At 51.7% G+C, this 17,362-nt stretch carries 12 protein-coding genes, 4 tRNA genes, 2 rRNA genes and 3 other annotated features; of the genes, 7 read left to right on the top strand and 11 right to left on the bottom strand.

The features are described from left to right. The first annotated feature begins 2 nt into the window (after positions 1-2). From tssF to A1SC_RS02160, 3 genes are read left to right on the top strand one after another with little or no spacing between them, the layout of a single operon-like run. Positions 3-1,886 (top strand): type VI secretion system baseplate subunit TssF, encoded by a 1,884-nt coding sequence (gene tssF, locus A1SC_RS02150; protein WP_016262899.1) that lies wholly within the window; start codon positions 3-5, stop codon positions 1,884-1,886. Beyond that, entirely contained in the window at positions 1,883-2,878 is a 996-nt protein-coding gene (gene tssG, locus A1SC_RS02155; RefSeq protein ID WP_016262898.1) for a type VI secretion system baseplate subunit TssG, read from the top strand. Before tssF ends, tssG begins: the two co-directional genes overlap by 4 nt. Positions 2,879-2,888: 10 nt before the next feature. Beyond that, positions 2,889-3,935, top strand: coding sequence for a type VI secretion system protein TssA (locus A1SC_RS02160; RefSeq protein ID WP_016262897.1), 1,047 nt, complete (start codon positions 2,889-2,891; stop codon positions 3,933-3,935). 148 nt (positions 3,936-4,083) lie between these two features. On the opposite strand, the gene A1SC_RS02165 is transcribed toward A1SC_RS02160, so the two are convergent. Further along, positions 4,084-4,160: transfer RNA gene (locus tag A1SC_RS02165), tRNA-Asp, on the bottom strand. Positions 4,161-4,292: 132 nt separating this feature from the next. After that, a complete protein-coding gene (gene dnaQ / locus A1SC_RS02170; RefSeq protein ID WP_010379295.1) occupies positions 4,293-5,024 on the bottom strand; it encodes a DNA polymerase III subunit epsilon in 732 nt (243 codons plus the stop codon). A gap of 64 nt (positions 5,025-5,088) precedes the next feature. Between dnaQ and rnhA the strand changes: the two genes are divergently transcribed. Beyond that, positions 5,089-5,556, top strand: coding sequence for a ribonuclease HI (gene rnhA, locus A1SC_RS02175; RefSeq protein ID WP_000917882.1), 468 nt, complete (start codon positions 5,089-5,091; stop codon positions 5,554-5,556). On the opposite strand, the gene A1SC_RS02180 is transcribed toward rnhA, so the two are convergent. After that, positions 5,553-6,275, bottom strand: coding sequence for a class I SAM-dependent methyltransferase (locus A1SC_RS02180; RefSeq protein WP_001515751.1), 723 nt, complete (start codon positions 6,273-6,275; stop codon positions 5,553-5,555). The two genes, rnhA and A1SC_RS02180, sit on opposite strands and share 4 nt — an antisense overlap. A 33-nt stretch (positions 6,276-6,308) precedes the next feature. On the opposite strand from A1SC_RS02180, the gene gloB reads away from it, so the two are divergent. Beyond that, positions 6,309-7,064 carry a hydroxyacylglutathione hydrolase gene (gloB, locus tag A1SC_RS02185; protein ID WP_001515750.1) on the top strand — a complete coding sequence of 252 codons (756 nt, stop codon included), beginning with the start codon at positions 6,309-6,311 and terminating at the stop codon, positions 7,062-7,064. Between the two features lie 71 nt (positions 7,065-7,135). Beyond that, a complete protein-coding gene (gene mltD, locus A1SC_RS02190; RefSeq protein ID WP_000644687.1) occupies positions 7,136-8,494 on the top strand; it encodes a murein transglycosylase D in 1,359 nt (452 codons plus the stop codon). Between the two features lie 47 nt (positions 8,495-8,541). On the opposite strand, the gene A1SC_RS02195 is transcribed toward mltD, so the two are convergent. Both A1SC_RS02195 and A1SC_RS02200 read right to left on the bottom strand, forming a co-directional pair. Continuing rightward, positions 8,542-9,312, bottom strand: a complete 771-nt coding sequence (locus A1SC_RS02195; RefSeq protein ID WP_000211694.1) for a class I SAM-dependent methyltransferase — start codon at positions 9,310-9,312, stop codon at positions 8,542-8,544. Positions 9,313-9,389: 77 nt separating this feature from the next. After that, entirely contained in the window at positions 9,390-10,190 is an 801-nt protein-coding gene (locus tag A1SC_RS02200; protein WP_001230982.1) for an endonuclease/exonuclease/phosphatase family protein, read from the bottom strand. A 241-nt stretch (positions 10,191-10,431) separates the two neighbouring features. Here A1SC_RS02200 and yafC point away from each other — a divergent pair, with 241 nt between their 5' ends. Continuing rightward, entirely contained in the window at positions 10,432-11,346 is a 915-nt protein-coding gene (gene yafC, locus A1SC_RS02205; protein ID WP_000648552.1) for a DNA-binding transcriptional regulator YafC, read from the top strand. Here yafC and dkgB read toward each other — a convergent pair. The 6 genes from dkgB to A1SC_RS02235 all read right to left on the bottom strand — a co-directional run bounded on the left by dkgB (position 11,343) and on the right by A1SC_RS02235 (position 15,935). Continuing rightward, entirely contained in the window at positions 11,343-12,146 is an 804-nt protein-coding gene (gene dkgB, locus A1SC_RS02210) for a 2,5-didehydrogluconate reductase DkgB (protein ID WP_016262896.1), read from the bottom strand. The genes yafC and dkgB overlap by 4 nt on opposite strands. Before the next feature lie 162 nt (positions 12,147-12,308). Further along, positions 12,309-12,385 (bottom strand) — tRNA-Asp (locus A1SC_RS02215). A gap of 54 nt (positions 12,386-12,439) precedes the next feature. Next, positions 12,440-12,554 (bottom strand): 5S ribosomal RNA (gene rrf / locus A1SC_RS02220). A gap of 96 nt (positions 12,555-12,650) precedes the next feature. Next, positions 12,651-15,555: ribosomal RNA gene (locus A1SC_RS02225) — 23S ribosomal RNA — on the bottom strand. A 185-nt stretch (positions 15,556-15,740) separates the two neighbouring features. Continuing rightward, positions 15,741-15,816 (bottom strand) — tRNA-Ala (locus A1SC_RS02230). 42 nt (positions 15,817-15,858) lie between these two features. Beyond that, positions 15,859-15,935: transfer RNA gene (locus tag A1SC_RS02235), tRNA-Ile, on the bottom strand. A gap of 81 nt (positions 15,936-16,016) precedes the next feature. Further along, positions 16,017-16,989: a sequence feature (most likely nonfunctional fraction of RNA operon), on the bottom strand. An 11-nt stretch (positions 16,990-17,000) separates the two neighbouring features. After that, positions 17,001-17,142: a sequence feature (16S ribosomal RNA rRNA prediction is too short), on the bottom strand. Between the two features lie 53 nt (positions 17,143-17,195). Beyond that, positions 17,196-17,348: a sequence feature (16S ribosomal RNA rRNA prediction is too short), on the bottom strand. Positions 17,349-17,362: the final 14 nt, after the last annotated feature.

Raw genomic sequence — 17,362 nt, 5'->3', positions numbered from 1 at the left:
CGATGGATCCACGGCTACTGGAATACTACAACCGCGAACTGAGCTATCTGCGGGAAACGGGAGCCGAATTTGCCGCCCGTCATCCTAAAGTCGCCGCCCGGCTGGGTATGCATGGAACGGATATTGCCGATCCGTATGTAGAAAGGATGGTCGAGGCCTTCAGCTTCCTGACCGCCCGCACGCAGCTTAAAATTGATGCTGAATTCCCCCGACTCACCCAGCGTCTGTTGGAGGTCGTCAGCCCTAATTACGTTACCCCCACGCCCTCAATGAGTGTGGCGCAACTCCATCCCGACCCGGAAGAAGGTGATCTGGCAAAGGGGTTCACCGTACCGCGCAGCACTGCCTTTTTTTCCGCCATCCCGGAAGGTGAAAGCACCGCCTGTCAGTTTCGCAGCAGCCAGGATGTGACACTGTGGCCACTCGCCATCGAAGAAGCACGTCTGACCGCCGCACCGCCAGATATGCCCGCCCTGCACCGCTACCTGCCTGCTAACATTCACGTTGCTGGCGCGCTGCGTATTACCTTGCGCACCTTCGGTGAACTGACTTTCAGCCAGATTGCCGGGCTGGACAGGCTGCCGCTTTATCTCTGCGGCGAGGAACGCACGGCCTCACACCTGTTCGAACTGCTGCATACCAGCGCTATCGCCACACTGGTTGGCGTTCCGGGCCATTTTGACGGCATGTTGGATGTGAACCTGAAACAGCCCGTCATGTATGAGGGTCTGGAGCCGGATCAGGGACTACTGCCGCTGGCGTGGAACGTATTCCACGGCCATAACCTGTTGCATGAATATTTCGCCTGCCCGGAGCGATTTTATTTTTTCACACCAACGGGACTGTCTGCCGGGCTACAGAAAATTCACGGCGGCGTGGCGGAAATCGTCATTTTGCTGAACCGCCTGCCGCCGGACTGGCTTACCCACCAGACGGATGCCACACAGCTCAGTCTATTCTGTACCCCGGTTGTCAACCTGTTCCCCCGAGTCACCGCCCGGATCGACGTCACGCACAGCACGACGGAGCAGCATCTGGTAGTAGACAGAACCCATCCACTGGATTATGAGGTGTTCTCGGTTCAGGAAGTGGAAGGGCTGGAAACTGACACCACACGGAAGATAGCCTTTCGCCCGCTCTACCACACGCGCAATAACGATGAAGGCAACCACGGGCGTTATTTTTCCCTGCGCCGGGAACCGCGCCGCTTATCAGAAAACGCCCGCCGTTACGGCACCCGAACCCCCTATACGGGTTCGGAAGTGTTCCTGTCACTGGTTGATCAGTATGAAGCGCCGTACCCGGAAAATCTGCGCCATATCACCATCACGGCCATGATAACCAACCGCGATCTCCCCTGTCTTATTACACGCAATGGCCGGAACGACCTGACCGTGGATGCGGCAATCCCGGTGGCGGGCGTCGGGCTTATCCGTCCACCGCGACCGCCGCAGCCCCCGCTGGCTGAACGTGAAATGGCCTGGCGGTTGATCCGCCAGTTATCTTTTAATTATCTGCCACTGGCCGATCTGGATCACCGCACCGGCGGCCAGGCGTTGCGCGATCTGCTGAGCCTGTTTATTCCGGCGCATGACAGTCCGCTGTCGCGTCAGGTGCGTAGTCTGGTTGGCTGCAAAACGACACCGGTCACACGTCGTCTGCCAGGTTCCGGTTTGCTGGTCTATGGTCGAGGCGTCAGTTGTGAACTGACCGTGGATGAAGAAGGCTTCTCGGGTATCAGTCCATATCTGTTCGGTCTGGTGCTGGAGCATTATATCGCCCGTCATGTTTCCATTAACACCTTCTCGCAAATGACGCTACACAGCATGCAGCGCGGCAGAATTATGACCTGGCCGGTCAGGGCTGGACAGCGGGGAAGCATATGAGCGGCAATTTCACGCAGGCGCAGGAAACTCCCTGGCGTTACGGTTTTCTGAACCTGATGCGTCGCGTTGATGTGCAGTTGTGCACCGTCCCGGCTGGCGGCACATGGCAACCGAGGATGGAAAAATTTCGCCTGGGACAAACACCTGCGCTGACCTTTGCACCAAGGGAAATCGCCAGTGTGAGCTGGCAGGAAGGACGACTGAACATCAGCCTTTACAGCCTCGGGCTGTGGGGGCCGAACGGCCCGCTACCGCTGCACTACACAGAACTGGCACATAACCGGACCGAAAGCCGCCGCGATCCGACACTAACTCGTTTTTCCGATCTTTTTCATCACCGCTGGCTGACGCAATTTTACCAGGCATGGCGCAGCGCTCAGTCCGCCGGGGGCGGTCTGGATAATCCGCAACATGACCGCTTTGCCTTTTATATCGCCAGTCTCAGCGGACAGGATTTGCGGGAATGCGCCGACAGCCCGTTGCCGGATCACGTTCGCCTTGCGGCATCGGCTCATCTGGTGCGTGAATCCCGCAATCCGGACGGACTGGCAGCCACGCTGGCGCACTATTTCGGCGTGCCATTCCGGGTACAGGAGTACGTTTTGCACTGGATAGCCGTAGCAAATGACGAGATCACCCGACTGGGCATTCCTGCCCCCTCTTCCGTTATTGGCAACGGCGCACTCATAGGACAGGCCGTACCGGACATGCAGTATAAGTTTCGGCTGGTCATTGGTCCGCTGACACTAGAGGATTACCAACGTTTTCTGCCTGGCGGCAATAATTTGCCGGTGCTGACGGAACTGGTTCGCGCCTTCACCGGTTTTGAATACTGCTGGGAAATTGAGCTACAGCTTAAACCACACACTGCACCTCCGGTTGTTACAGGCGGCCCATACCAGCTTGGCTGGACTGCCTGGGCTGGAAAGGCCATGCATGATAACCCGGTGACGGGCATGATTTTCGAACCTGAACACTATCTGGCGTACTGAGGATAATTTAATGGAAACATCTCTGGCTGACCCTGTTTCGGCTGAATGCCCATGTGGCCCGGATCTGGAGTACGATCCTGAATACCTGCTGCTGTTCACCCGCGCAACGCCGCGTGAAGAAGCGCAATACGGCGATTTTGTCAGTACGCCGGAAACCATTAACTGGGCGGAGCTTGAGCGGGATGCCCGCCGCCTGCTGACGCGCAGTAAAGATATCCGTATTCTGGTTGTCCTGCTGCGCTGCCGGATCCAGCAGGCCGGTGCCAGAGGGCTGGCGGAGGCATTTACCTTACTGGAAATGCTGTGCGCCACGTACCCGGACACCATCCATCCACAACTGCTCGCGACTGAAGATATCACTGCCGAAGATGCTACAGTAGCACGCAGTAACGCGCTGTCGGCGCTGCTGGACCACGAAGGAGTAATGGCGGATATTCGTGGCATTATGCTGTCAAACAATGCTGCTATGCGCCTTCAGGTACGGGATGTGGAGCGTTCGCTGTCTGCATCACGCCCGACGGATGCGCTGGCACCAGAATCAGTACGCCAGCAACTGGCCGACCTGGAAGCTCAAGGCGCACTGCCGCTGGATGCCTTTCGCCAGGCCTCGGAAACCACAGAGCGCCTGCAATGTCATGCGCGTGCAACGCTGAATGATCATGCCCCGGACTTTTCGCGTCTTACACAATTGCTGGCCCTATTGCCAGGAGCGGTGCAGAGCACCACGCCGGAGATCCCGCCGCAACCGCAGGCTGAACAGCCGGAGAACGCCGCCATCGATCATACTGAACAGATACAGGCAGAGCACGTTGTGCCACCGGTACATACTGCGGTGGGAATATCTCCGCTGCCCGGCGCAGAACCCCGGCAGATCCGTGACCGGAACGACGCGCTGGAACGTTTACGAGTTATACGTCGATGGTTTGAGCACAGCGAACCGAGCAGCCCGACTATTCCCTTGCTGCGCCAGGCGGAACGGCTGAGTGGAAAACGCTTCTCGGAGGTAATAAATGAAATTCCAGCAGAACTGCTGGAGAAATGGGATGCGCTGGAATAACAGAAATGGACGGAATGTATAACGGCTGGCCATTATATTATGTGGCCATTTTTTAAATCATATCCGTTTTAATTCTGGGGCAACACATTCCCTCAGCGTCCAAAACGACGAAAGCCCGAATCATTACTGATTCGGGCTTTCTGAATACTGGCGGAACGGACGGGACTCGAACCCGCGACCCCCTGCGTGACAGGCAGGTATTCTAACCGACTGAACTACCGCTCCGCGTTGTGTTCCGTTGGGAACGAGGCGAATATTACGGACTGCCTCGTTCTTCGTCAACGGTTTTTCTCATCTTTTGAATCGTTTGCTGCAAAAATCGCCCAACGTGCTATTTTTAGCGCCTTCAACGGATAATTATGCCCGCCAGAGGCAGCTTCCGCCCTTCTTCTGCACCAGATCAAGACGGGCTTCATGCGCTGCAAGCTCTTCATCTGTCGCAAAAACAACGCGTAACTTACTTGCCTGGCGCACAATACGCTGAATTGTCGCTTCGCCTTGTTGCTGCTGTGTCTCTCCTTCCATCGCAAAAGCCATCGACGTTTGACCACCGGTCATCGCCAGATAAACTTCCGCCAGGATCTGAGCATCGAGTAATGCCCCGTGCAGCGTACGCTTACTGTTATCTATTTCATAGCGAGCGCATAACGCATCGAGGCTGTTGCGCTTGCCAGGAAACATTTTCCTCGCTACCGCAAGGCTATCGGTTACCTTACAGAAGGTATTGGTCTTTGGAATATCGCGCTTGAGCAGCGAAAACTCGTAGTCCATAAAGCCGATATCGAACGCTGCGTTATGGATCACCAGCTCCGCGCCGCGGATATAGTCCATAAACTCATCAGCTACGTCGGCAAACGTGGGCTTATCAAGCAAAAATTCATCGGCAATACCGTGTACGCCAAAGGCTTCCGGGTCTACCAGCCGATCGGGCTTCAGATAAACGTGGAAGTTATTGCCCGTCAGACGACGGTTCACCACTTCAACGGCACCAATCTCAATAATCTTGTGGCCTTCATAGTGCGCGCCAATCTGGTTCATACCGGTGGTTTCGGTATCGAGAACGATCTGGCGTGTAATTGCAGTGCTCATAGCGGTCATTTATGTCAGACTTGTCTTTTTACAGTTCGATTCAATTACAGGAAGTCTACCAGAGATGCTTAAACAGGTAGAAATTTTCACCGATGGTTCGTGTCTGGGTAATCCCGGGCCGGGTGGTTATGGCGCTATTTTACGCTATCGCGGACGCGAAAAAACCTTTAGCGCAGGCTACACCCGCACCACCAACAACCGTATGGAGTTGATGGCTGCTATTGTTGCGCTGGAAGCGTTAAAAGAACATTGCGAAGTCATTTTGAGTACCGACAGCCAGTATGTCCGCCAGGGGATCACCCAGTGGATCCATAACTGGAAAAAACGGGGCTGGAAAACCGCAGACAAAAAACCGGTAAAAAATGTCGATCTCTGGCAACGTCTCGATGCCGCGTTGGGTCAGCATCAAATCAAATGGGAATGGGTTAAAGGCCATGCCGGGCATCCGGAAAACGAACGTTGCGATGAACTGGCTCGCGCAGCAGCGATGAATCCCACGCTGGAAGATACGGGCTATCAAGCCGAAGTTTAAGCCTGCGGCTTACGAAATTGCCGGGTGGCACCAACCGCCTGGCGAATTCGCGGTTTGTTTTTGCTCTGTTTCATCGGGTTGAGCGTTAGAGGAATAGTCCGTTTCCGGGCAACAATAAGTTGTAAGCAACCAAGCGCAGGAATATGCGTGCTCAATAGTTTTCCACCATATTTGTTCCACGGGAGAACATGGAAACGGCTGGCATGCACTACTTCAAAATTCAACAAAGAAAGCCAGTCCAGTTGCCGCATCAGGGTAAACATCCGGCTATTATAGGGCGATGTTTTTCGCAATACCGGCACAAGTTTACGTAATCCCATTAAACTGATGGGATTGAAGCCAGTAATAACCAGCCAACCATCATCAATCAATACCCTATCGGCTTCGCGTAATAAACGATGCGGGTCAGTGCACCACGGCAACGTATGCGCCAGTAGACAAACATCGACGGATTTATCGGCAAAAGGAAGATGAAGCGGATCCGCCTGCACTTGTACGGGCGTTCCTTGTGCAGAAACATTCACTTGATGAGAAACCGCGCACGCTTCGCAATTGATTTCTGCGCTTAAATTGCCAATCTTAAGCAGATGAAAACCATACATTTTAGCGAACCATGGGTTGAGCTGACGCTCCAGCGCCTTGCGATAAAGCTCTCCCCAGGGCAAATCGCCCCAGCAATCAGGAGCCACGACAGTTTGAGGGTTCCTTGCCGGTTTCATCACAACCTTCCGTTTCGCACTGAGAGGTAATCTATGAATCTTAACAGTATTTCCGCCTTTGATGACAATTACATCTGGGTTTTATCTGATGAAGCAGGTCGTTGCCTGATTGTCGATCCGGGAGAGGCAGAACCTGTATTAAAGGCGATTTCAGATAACAACTGGCAACCAGTAGCGATTTTCCTCACTCACCATCACCACGATCACGTTGGAGGTGTAAAAGAACTGGTAGAAAAGTATCCGCAAATTGTGGTGTATGGACCCGAAGAGACACAAGATAAGGGAACAACGCAGGTAGTCAAAGATGGCGATACTGCCTTCGTTTTAGGGCATGAATTTAGTGTAATTGCTACACCAGGTCACACTTTAGGACATATCTGCTACTTCAGTAATCCTTATCTATTTTGCGGCGATACTTTGTTTTCTGGAGGATGCGGGAGGATATTTGAAGGTACTCCACCACAGATGTATCAATCACTTAAAAAACTAAGTGAACTTCCTGATGATACATTGGTGTGTTGTGCTCATGAATATACTTTATCAAATATGAAGTTTGCCTTGAGTATTCTTCCGCACGATTTGTCCATAAATGATTATTATCGTAAAGTTAAGGAGTTACGGGCAAAAAATCAAATAACACTCCCCGTAATTCTGAAAAATGAGCGACAAATTAATGTTTTTTTGAGAACAGAAGATATTGATTTAATTAATGTAATTAATAAAGAAACATTATTGCAACAACCTGAAGAGCGTTTTGCATGGTTAAGGTCAAAGAAAGATAGGTTCTGATAAAACTTTCTTGTCATTGGCTTCGTTCGCCGTTATGATCGGTCGTCTTTTAAGCAACTATTGACACACACATGAAGGCAAAAGCGATATTACTCGCCTCTGTCCTGCTCGTAGGTTGCCAGAGTACCGGTAACGTTCAACAGCACGCACAGAGCCTTTCTGCAGCTGGTCAAGGGGAAGCAGCAAAGTTTACAAGTCAGGCACGATGGATGGACGATGGGACGTCTATCGCGCCAGATGGTGACTTGTGGGCTTTCATAGGCGACGAGCTAAAGATGGGAATTCCGGAAAATGACCGGATTCGCGAACAGAAACAGAAATATTTACGCAATAAGAGCTATCTCCACGATGTAACTTTACGGGCAGAGCCGTATATGTACTGGATTGCCGGGCAAGTTAAAAAACGTAACATGCCTATGGAACTGGTACTACTACCCATAGTGGAGAGCGCTTTTGATCCTCACGCAACGTCTGGCGCCAATGCCGCAGGCATCTGGCAGATCATTCCGAGCACGGGGCGCAATTATGGTTTGAAACAGACCCGCAATTATGATGCGCGTCGCGATGTTGTTGCTTCAACAACGGCTGCGCTGAACATGATGCAGCGTCTGAACAAAATGTTTGACGGCGACTGGCTTCTGACCGTAGCGGCTTATAACAGCGGCGAAGGTCGAGTCATGAAGGCAATTAAAACGAACAAAGCGCGTGGTAAATCCACAGACTTCTGGTCGTTACCGTTGCCACAGGAAACGAAGCAGTACGTGCCTAAAATGCTGGCATTGAGTGATATTCTCAAGAACAGCAAGCGTTATGGCGTACGTCTGCCGACGACCGATGAAAGCCGTGCTCTGGCGCGTGTACACCTGAGTAGCCCAGTTGAAATGGCGAAGGTTGCAGATATGGCGGGAATTTCTGTCAGCAAGCTGAAGACATTCAACGCTGGCGTAAAAGGTTCCACGCTGGGCGCAAGTGGTCCGCAATACGTGATGGTGCCAAAGAAACATGCAGATCAACTGCGTGAATCTCTGGCTTCAGGCGAAATTGCTGCCGTACAATCAACTCTGGTTGCCGACAATACGCCACTTAACAGCCGTGTTTACACCGTACGCTCTGGCGACACGCTTTCAAGCATCGCTTCACGTCTCGGCGTAAGCACAAAGAATTTGCAGCAGTGGAACAATCTGCGCGGTTCTAAGCTGAAACCCGGCCAAAGTCTGACGATCGGCGCGGGTAATAGCGCACAGCGGCTGGCAAACAACAGCGATAGCATTACGTATCGTGTGCGCAAAGGCGATTCGCTTTCAAGCATTGCTAAGCGTCACGGCGTGAACATCAAAGATGTGATGCGCTGGAACAGCGACACTGCGAATCTGCAACCAGGCGATAAGCTGACGTTGTTTGTAAAAAACAACAACATGCCAGATTCCTGACAAACCAGATAACAGAAAGGCACCGATTCCCCCGGTGCCTTTTTTATTTATGCCGCTTTATGAGCTTCAATCATAATAGTATCACTGGTGAAAGAGCCATCATTCTGCAAGGCAAAATACGTTTTCACCTCTGTAGATGCGCTCTGTTGGTAAACACGAATAGCGTCTGCTAATACTTCTGGCGTGCGCATTCTCGCGACCCACGAAGAAAATTCCAGCGGCAATTTATCGGTGATCAAGTTATCAACAACCAGACTGGCTTCATTGACTAACGCCAACCATTCGCCACTGGAGTAGTTGCGCACGTGAGAAGTATCACGTAACGCTTCTACCGTCTGTAACCAAATATCGCGCACCGAATGACCCGGTGACATCACATCCATCACAATCAACAGACCACCGGGCTTCAGTACCCGATTCACTTCACGCAGTGCCGCACCGACATCATGCCAGTGATGGGCAGAATAACGACTGATAACAATATCAAAAGAGCGATCGGCAAATGGCAGGCATTCAGCATATCCCTTGCGAGTAGTGATATTTGTCAGTTGCCGTGCATTGGCCGCTTGTGTAACAACATCCAGCATTTGTGAAGATAAATCATACGCCACCACCGCCTGCACATTTTGCGCCGCGACAAAGCTGGCATGTCCTGCTCCACAGCCCATATCAAGCACGCAAGCTTCAGGATATCCGGCCAGACGCGCAGCCAGACGCTGCAAGTCTCGCCCGGATGCATGCACGGTACTGGTTAAATACTCACTGGCCTGCGAGCTAAACTGCTTTTCTACATGGTCATGGTGGGATTGTGTTGTCATTGCGCTGTCCTTTAGTTGTTTGAGTATTAAAGGGCAGCGCCAAACATTGGTCTGCCCTGTGGCAGACCTGACATACCTTATTTATCAGGCTTGCCGGGACCGAATTCAACGAGTAGCGGATTGTGATCGGAAGCGCGCGTAACCAGTACGGAAGCTTCACTAACATTCAGCCCACGGTAGAAAACAAAATCGAGCGGACGACCAAACGCCCGACGGCGTTGATCATCAGTAAAACGCACCTGACGCAGCGACATTTCCCGCGCAAAGCGGTATAAGGCATTCATCCTTCTACGGCTCCAGGCATTGAAATCTCCCGCCATAATGACCGGGCCGCTGTGGTGGGCTATCTGATCGCCAATAGGAAGTAACTGCTTACTATAGACATCCACGCCCAGGCTGAAGTTAACGGCATGAATATTCACCACCATCAATAAACGCGTATCTGGCAATGGGTAGACCGTCACCAGCGCCGACTTTGCCAGACGCAAAATAGGTTCTCGTTCGCGTAACGGGCAGCAATAAACAGGATGCGCCGCCGAAAGCGTCATAACACCGGAAGGATGTTGTGGCAGTACGAAAGCAGGCACCTGATCAGCGGCGAGATAGTTAGCGGTCGCAAACTGCACTAACTCTGGTGTTGTTTGCGCTTCCTGCAATAACACCAGATGCGCATCTTTGCCGTAATTTTTCAGTACCGACAACCATTCAGCACGTTGCTGTTTGTAAATGTTCCACACCAGGATCCGAATACGCTCTTCGGTACTTAACGGCTCTCCGGGGGGTAATGCCTGGCCGATGCTCGCAAAAGACCCTGGCGGTAAGATCCTTTCCGCAGGTTGTCCGGCAACATAGCGCATGGCATAGGTGTTTTTTCGCACTTTTGACTTTGAAACCTCTATTACGTCAACCCTTCCGCACTCGGGAGGGTTCTACTGTTATAGGGATTTTAGCTCACTCTTTCAACGAGCAATTGTATATTGTTATGTAAGCAAGTGCTTACATCGGACAGAATTTGGCTCATCATTGATGATCATTAAATCGGATGACTTATCACCTGTCCGAATGGTTTAATAACAAATAAATTCAAAATCTCTTTTATATTTTGCAACAGGAGCAAAAATGAAAGCCACGTCGGAAGAACTCGCCATTTTTGTTTCGGTAGTCGAAAGCGGAAGTTTTAGCCGGGCGGCAGAACAATTAGGACAAGCGAACTCTGCGGTAAGCCGGGCGGTGAAAAAGCTGGAGATGAAACTTGGCGTTAGCCTGCTTAATCGCACCACGCGGCAACTTAGCCTGACGGAGGAAGGGGAACGTTATTTTCGGCGTGTGCAGTCGATTTTGCAGGAAATGGCCGCAGCAGAATCAGAAATCATGGAGACACGTAATACGCCACGCGGACTGTTACGAATCGATGCCGCGACCCCCGTGATATTGCACTTTCTGATGCCGTTGATTAAACCATTTCGTGAACGCTATCCGGAAGTTACTTTATCGCTAGTCTCCTCCGAAACCATTATTAATTTGATCGAAAGAAAAGTGGATGTTGCGATTCGCGCCGGCGCATTAACGGATTCCAGCCTCCGAGCCAGACCGTTGTTTAACAGCTATCGAAAAATTATCGCCTCCCCCGATTATATTGCCCGCCACGGGAAGCCAGAAACTATCGACGATTTAAAGCAGCATGTTTGCCTGGGATTCACTGAACCAGCCTCCCTCAATACCTGGCCGATAGCCTGTAGCGATGGGCAATTACATGAGGTGAAGTACGGTTTGTCATCCAATAGCGGGGAAACGCTGAAACAGCTTTGCCTGAGTGGCAACGGGATCGCGTGTTTATCTGACTATATGATCGACAAAGAAATTGCACGTGGTGAACTGGTAGAGTTAATGGCAGATAGAGTACTGCCAGTGGAAATGCCTTTCAGCGCCGTTTATTACAGCGACCGTGCAGTGAGCACCCGTATACGAGCCTTTATCGATTTCCTTAGTGAGCATATAAAAACAGCTCCCGGAGGAGCTGTCAGAGAAGTTTAATCCCATTCAGGAGCCAGACCTTCCGGACTTACGAGGCGGTCGTTGCAATCCAGCGTGGCGATCGCTTTTTTGTCTTCGGCATCAAGCTGTAAATTTACTGCCTGCAGGTTACTCTCCAGATTTTCGCGTTTAGTAGAAGAAGGAATAACCGAGTAACCTTCCCCCATCGCCCATGCCAGAATCACTTGTGCCGGAGTCGCATTGTGTTTCGCGGCGATACGAGCAATAACCTCATCTTTCAATGCCTTCCCATAAGCCAGCGTCATGTAGGAGGTAATATGAATGTCGTGCTGTTTAGCCCAATCGACCACTTTATGGTTTTGCAGATAAGGAGAGAGCTCAATCTGGTTGGTGGCGATGTTTTCAGCGCCAACAGCAGTAATCGCTTTTTCCATCAACGGGATGGTGAAGTTGGAAATACCGATCTCACGCGTCAGCCCTTGTTTTTTCGCTTCCAGCAGCGCCTGCATAAACTCTTCTACTGATACCGCATCATTTGGTGACGGCCAATGGATCAGTGTCAGATCGACATAATCGGTACGTAATTTTTGCAGACTATCCTTCAAACTCGGGATCAGTTTGTCTTTGCTGAGATTTTCAATCCAGATTTTAGTGGTGATATAGAGTTCATTACGTGGTATGCCGCTTTCTGCAATCGCCTGACCTACAGCAGCTTCGTTATCATAGATTTGTGCGGTATCAATTGCGCGATAGCCAAGTTCCAGCGCGGTTTTTACTGATACAATAACAACGTCATCCTTCAGACGGAAAGTACCTAAACCAAATGCAGGGATAGCCATAATATGCCTCTTTTAATGATATGTTCGTTAACTGAGATGATTATGGACTTCAGATTGTTGCGGAAAAAGAGCGTAAAATGCAGAGGATTTTTGCGATTCTGGCAATAATGAAATTGCAGACGAAAAAAAACCTCGAGCGTTAACTCGAGGCTTCTTAATAAGTGGCGGAACGGACGGGACTCGAACCCGCGACCCCCTGCGTGACAGGCAGGTATTCTAACCGACTGAACTACCGCTCCACCGAATTCTTTTACAACCACCAGTTTTATGACCGGCTTACTGCTAAATTTGATGCCTGGCAGTTCCCTACTCTCGCATGGGAGACCCCACACTACCATCAGCGCTACGGCGTTTCACTTCTGAGTTCGGCATGGGGTCAGGTGGGACCACCGCGCTATCTCCGCCAGGCAAATTCTGTTTATTAACCCGCTTATCGCCGGCTAATTTAATCTGTATCAAGCTGATATTGATGTCTTTCATCCGCCAAAACATCTTCGGCGTTGTAAGGTTAAGCCTCACGGTTCATTAGTACCGGTTAGCTCAACGCATCGCTGCGCTTACACACCCGGCCTATCAACGTCGTCGTCTTCAACGTTCCTTCAGGAGACTTAAAGTCTCAGGGAGAACTCATCTCGGGGCAAGTTTCGTGCTTAGATGCTTTCAGCACTTATCTCTTCCGCATTTAGCTACCGGGCAGTGCCATTGGCATGACAACCCGAACACCAGTGATGCGTCCACTCCGGTCCTCTCGTACTAGGAGCAGCCCCCCTCAGTTCTCCAGCGCCCACGGCAGATAGGGACCGAACTGTCTCACGACGTTCTAAACCCAGCTCGCGTACCACTTTAAATGGCGAACAGCCATACCCTTGGGACCTACTTCAGCCCCAGGATGTGATGAGCCGACATCGAGGTGCCAAACACCGCCGTCGATATGAACTCTTGGGCGGTATCAGCCTGTTATCCCCGGAGTACCTTTTATCCGTTGAGCGATGGCCCTTCCATTCAGAACCACCGGATCACTATGACCTGCTTTCGCACCTGCTCGCGCCGTCACGCTCGCAGTCAAGCTGGCTTATGCCATTGCACTAACCTCCTGATGTCCGACCAGGATTAGCCAACCTTCGTGCTCCTCCGTTACTCTTTAGGAGGAGACCGCCCCAGTCAAACTACCCACCAGACACTGTCCGCAACCCGGTTCACGGGTCCACGTTAGAACATCAAACATTAAAGGGTGGTATTTCAAGGTCGGCTCCATGCAGACTGGCGTCCACACTTCAAAGCCTCCCACCTATCCTACACATCAAGGCTCAATGTTCAGTGTCAAGCTATAGTAAAGGTTCACGGGGTCTTTCCGTCTTGCCGCGGGTACACTGCATCTTCACAGCGAGTTCAATTTCACTGAGTCTCGGGTGGAGACAGCCTGGCCATCATTACGCCATTCGTGCAGGTCGGAACTTACCCGACAAGGAATTTCGCTACCTTAGGACCGTTATAGTTACGGCCGCCGTTTACCGGGGCTTCGATCAAGAGCTTCGCCTTGCGGCTGACCCCATCAATTAACCTTCCGGCACCGGGCAGGCGTCACACCGTATACGTCCACTTTCGTGTTTGCACAGTGCTGTGTTTTTAATAAACAGTTGCAGCCAGCTGGTATCTTCGACTGATTTCAGCTCCACGAGCAAGTCGCTTCACCTACATATCAGCGTGCCTTCTCCCGAAGTTACGGCACCATTTTGCCTAGTTCCTTCACCCGAGTTCTCTCAAGCGCCTTGGTATTCTCTACCTGACCACCTGTGTCGGTTTGGGGTACGATTTGATGTTACCTGATGCTTAGAGGCTTTTCCTGGAAGCAGGGCATTTGTTGCTTCAGCACCGTAGTGCCTCGTCATCACGCCTCAGCCTTGATTCTCCGGATTTGCCTGGAAAATCAGCCTACACGCTTAAACCGGGACAACCGTCGCCCGGCCAACATAGCCTTCTCCGTCCCCCCTTCGCAGTAACACCAAGTACAGGAATATTAACCTGTTTCCCATCGACTACGCCTTTCGGCCTCGCCTTAGGGGTCGACTCACCCTGCCCCGATTAACGTTGGACAGGAACCCTTGGTCTTCCGGCGAGCGGGCTTTTCACCCGCTTTATCGTTACTTATGTCAGCATTCGCACTTCTGATACCTCCAGCATGCCTCACAGCACACCTTCAACGGCTTACAGAACGCTCCCCTACCCAACAACACATAGTGTCGCTGCCGCAGCTTCGGTGCATGGTTTAGCCCCGTTACATCTTCCGCGCAGGCCGACTCGACCAGTGAGCTATTACGCTTTCTTTAAATGATGGCTGCTTCTAAGCCAACATCCTGGCTGTCTGGGCCTTCCCACATCGTTTCCCACTTAACCATGACTTTGGGACCTTAGCTGGCGGTCTGGGTTGTTTCCCTCTTCACGACGGACGTTAGCACCCGCCGTGTGTCTCCCGTGATAACATTCTCCGGTATTCGCAGTTTGCATCGGGTTGGTAAGTCGGGATGACCCCCTTGCCGAAACAGTGCTCTACCCCCGGAGATGAATTCACGAGGCGCTACCTAAATAGCTTTCGGGGAGAACCAGCTATCTCCCGGTTTGATTGGCCTTTCACCCCCAGCCACAAGTCATCCGCTAATTTTTCAACATTAGTCGGTTCGGTCCTCCAGTTAGTGTTACCCAACCTTCAACCTGCCCATGGCTAGATCACCGGGTTTCGGGTCTATACCCTGCAACTTAACGCCCAGTTAAGACTCGGTTTCCCTTCGGCTCCCCTATTCGGTTAACCTTGCTACAGAATATAAGTCGCTGACCCATTATACAAAAGGTACGCAGTCACCCCATTAAAGAGGCTCCCACTGCTTGTACGTACACGGTTTCAGGTTCTTTTTCACTCCCCTCGCCGGGGTTCTTTTCGCCTTTCCCTCACGGTACTGGTTCACTATCGGTCAGTCAGGAGTATTTAGCCTTGGAGGATGGTCCCCCCATATTCAGACAGGATACCACGTGTCCCGCCCTACTCATCGAGCTCACAGCATGTGCATTTTTGTGTACGGGGCTGTCACCCTGTATCGCACGCCTTTCCAGACGCTTCCACTAACACACATACTGATTCAGGCTCTGGGCTCCTCCCCGTTCGCTCGCCGCTACTGGGGGAATCTCGGTTGATTTCTTTTCCTCGGGGTACTTAGATGTTTCAGTTCCCCCGGTTCGCCTCATTAACCTATGGATTCAGTTAATGATAGTGTGACGAATCACACTGGGTTTCCCCATTCGGAAATCGCCGGTTATAACGGTTCATATCACCTTACCGACGCTTATCGCAGATTAGCACGTCCTTCATCGCCTCTGACTGCCAGGGCATCCACCGTGTACGCTTAGTCGCTTAACCTCACAACCCGAAGATGTTTCTTACGAACCATCATCGTGTTGCGAAAATTTGAGAGACTCACGAATAATCTTTCGACTATTCAGTGTTTCAATTTTCAGCTTGATCCAGATTTTTAAAGAGCAAAACTTCGCAGTGAACCTTTGCAGGTACACTCTGAAGTATTTTTTATTTAATCACTACAGAGATGGTGGAGCTATGCGGGATCGAACCGCAGACCTCCTGCGTGCAAAGCAGGCGCTCTCCCAGCTGAGCTATAGCCCCATAACATGTAGTTAAAACCTCTTCAAATTTGCGGTGCAAATTTGGTAGGCCTGAGTGGACTTGAACCACCGACCTCACCCTTATCAGGGGTGCGCTCTAACCACCTGAGCTACAAGCCTGTAGAGGTTTTACTGCTCATTTTCATCAGACAATCTGTGTGAGCACTTCAAAGAACGCTTCTTTAAGGTAAGGAGGTGATCCAACCGCAGGTTCCCCTACGGTTACCTTGTTACGACTTCACCCCAGTCATGAATCACAAAGTGGTAAGCGCCCTCCCGAAGGTTAAGCTACCTACTTCTTTTGCAACCCACTCCCATGGTGTGACGGGCGGTGTGTACAAGGCCCGGGAACGTATTCACCGTGGCATTCTGATCCACGATTACTAGCGATTCCGACTTCATGGAGTCGAGTTGCAGACTCCAATCCGGACTACGACGCACTTTATGAGGTCCGCTTGCTCTCGCGAGGTCGCTTCTCTTTGTATGCGCCATTGTAGCACGTGTGTAGCCCTGGTCGTAAGGGCCATGATGACTTGACGTCATCCCCACCTTCCTCCAGTTTATCACTGGCAGTCTCCTTTGAGTTCCCGGCCGGACCGCTGGCAACAAAGGATAAGGGTTGCGCTCGTTGCGGGACTTAACCCAACATTTCACAACACGAGCTGACGACAGCCATGCAGCACCTGTCTCACAGTTCCCGAAGGCACCATCCCATCTCTGGAATGTTCTGTGGATGTCAAGACCAGGTAAGGTTCTTCGCGTTGCATCGAATTAAACCACATGCTCCACCGCTTGTGCGGGCCCCCGTCAATTCATTTGAGTTTTAACCTTGCGGCCGTACTCCCCAGGCGGTCGACTTAACGCGTTAGCTCCGGAAGCCACGCCTCAAGGGCACAACCTCCAAGTCGACATCGTTTACGGCGTGGACTACCAGGGTATCTAATCCTGTTTGCTCCCCACGCTTTCGCACCTGAGCGTCAGTCTTCGTCCAGGGGGCCGCCTTCGCCACCGGTATTCCTCCAGATCTCTACGCATTTCACCGCTACACCTGGAATTCTACCCCCCTCTACGAGACTCAAGCTTGCCAGTATCAGATGCAGTTCCCAGGTTGAGCCCGGGGATTTCACATCTGACTTAACAAACCGCCTGCGTGCGCTTTACGCCCAGTAATTCCGATTAACGCTTGCACCCTCCGTATTACCGCGGCTGCTGGCACGGAGTTAGCCGGTGCTTCTTCTGCGGGTAACGTCAATGAGCAAAGGTATTAACTTTACTCCCTTCCTCCCCGCTGAAAGTACTTTACAACCCGAAGGCCTTCTTCATACACGCGGCATGGCTGCATCAGGCTTGCGCCCATTGTGCAATATTCCCCACTGCTGCCTCCCGTAGGAGTCTGGACCGTGTCTCAGTTCCAGTGTGGCTGGTCATCCTCTCAGACCAGCTAGAGATCGTCGCCTAGGTGGGCCGTTACCCCGCCTACTAGCTAATCCCATCTGGGCACATCCGATGGCAAGAGGCCCGAAGGTCCCCCTCTTTGGTCTTGCGAC

The sequence above is a fragment of the Escherichia sp. KTE52 genome (genome assembly GCF_000408325.1).
GTDB lineage: Bacteria > Pseudomonadota > Gammaproteobacteria > Enterobacterales > Enterobacteriaceae > Escherichia > Escherichia marmotae.
Note: the sequence above shows the minus strand (reverse complement) of the source record. Positions and strands in the feature narration are given on the sequence as shown.

Coding starts and splice junctions, on each gene's coding strand:
- tssF (WP_016262899.1), top strand. CDS start 3: ATGGATCCACGGCTACTGGAATACTACAACCGCGAACTGAGCTATCTG.
- tssG (WP_016262898.1), top strand. CDS start 1,883: ATGAGCGGCAATTTCACGCAGGCGCAGGAAACTCCCTGGCGTTACGGT.
- A1SC_RS02160 (WP_016262897.1), top strand. CDS start 2,889: ATGGAAACATCTCTGGCTGACCCTGTTTCGGCTGAATGCCCATGTGGC.
- dnaQ (WP_010379295.1), bottom strand. CDS start 5,024: ATGAGCACTGCAATTACACGCCAGATCGTTCTCGATACCGAAACCACC.
- rnhA (WP_000917882.1), top strand. CDS start 5,089: ATGCTTAAACAGGTAGAAATTTTCACCGATGGTTCGTGTCTGGGTAAT.
- A1SC_RS02180 (WP_001515751.1), bottom strand. CDS start 6,275: ATGAAACCGGCAAGGAACCCTCAAACTGTCGTGGCTCCTGATTGCTGG.
- gloB (WP_001515750.1), top strand. CDS start 6,309: ATGAATCTTAACAGTATTTCCGCCTTTGATGACAATTACATCTGGGTT.
- mltD (WP_000644687.1), top strand. CDS start 7,136: ATGAAGGCAAAAGCGATATTACTCGCCTCTGTCCTGCTCGTAGGTTGC.
- A1SC_RS02195 (WP_000211694.1), bottom strand. CDS start 9,312: ATGACAACACAATCCCACCATGACCATGTAGAAAAGCAGTTTAGCTCG.
- yafC (WP_000648552.1), top strand. CDS start 10,432: ATGAAAGCCACGTCGGAAGAACTCGCCATTTTTGTTTCGGTAGTCGAA.
- dkgB (WP_016262896.1), bottom strand. CDS start 12,146: ATGGCTATCCCTGCATTTGGTTTAGGTACTTTCCGTCTGAAGGATGAC.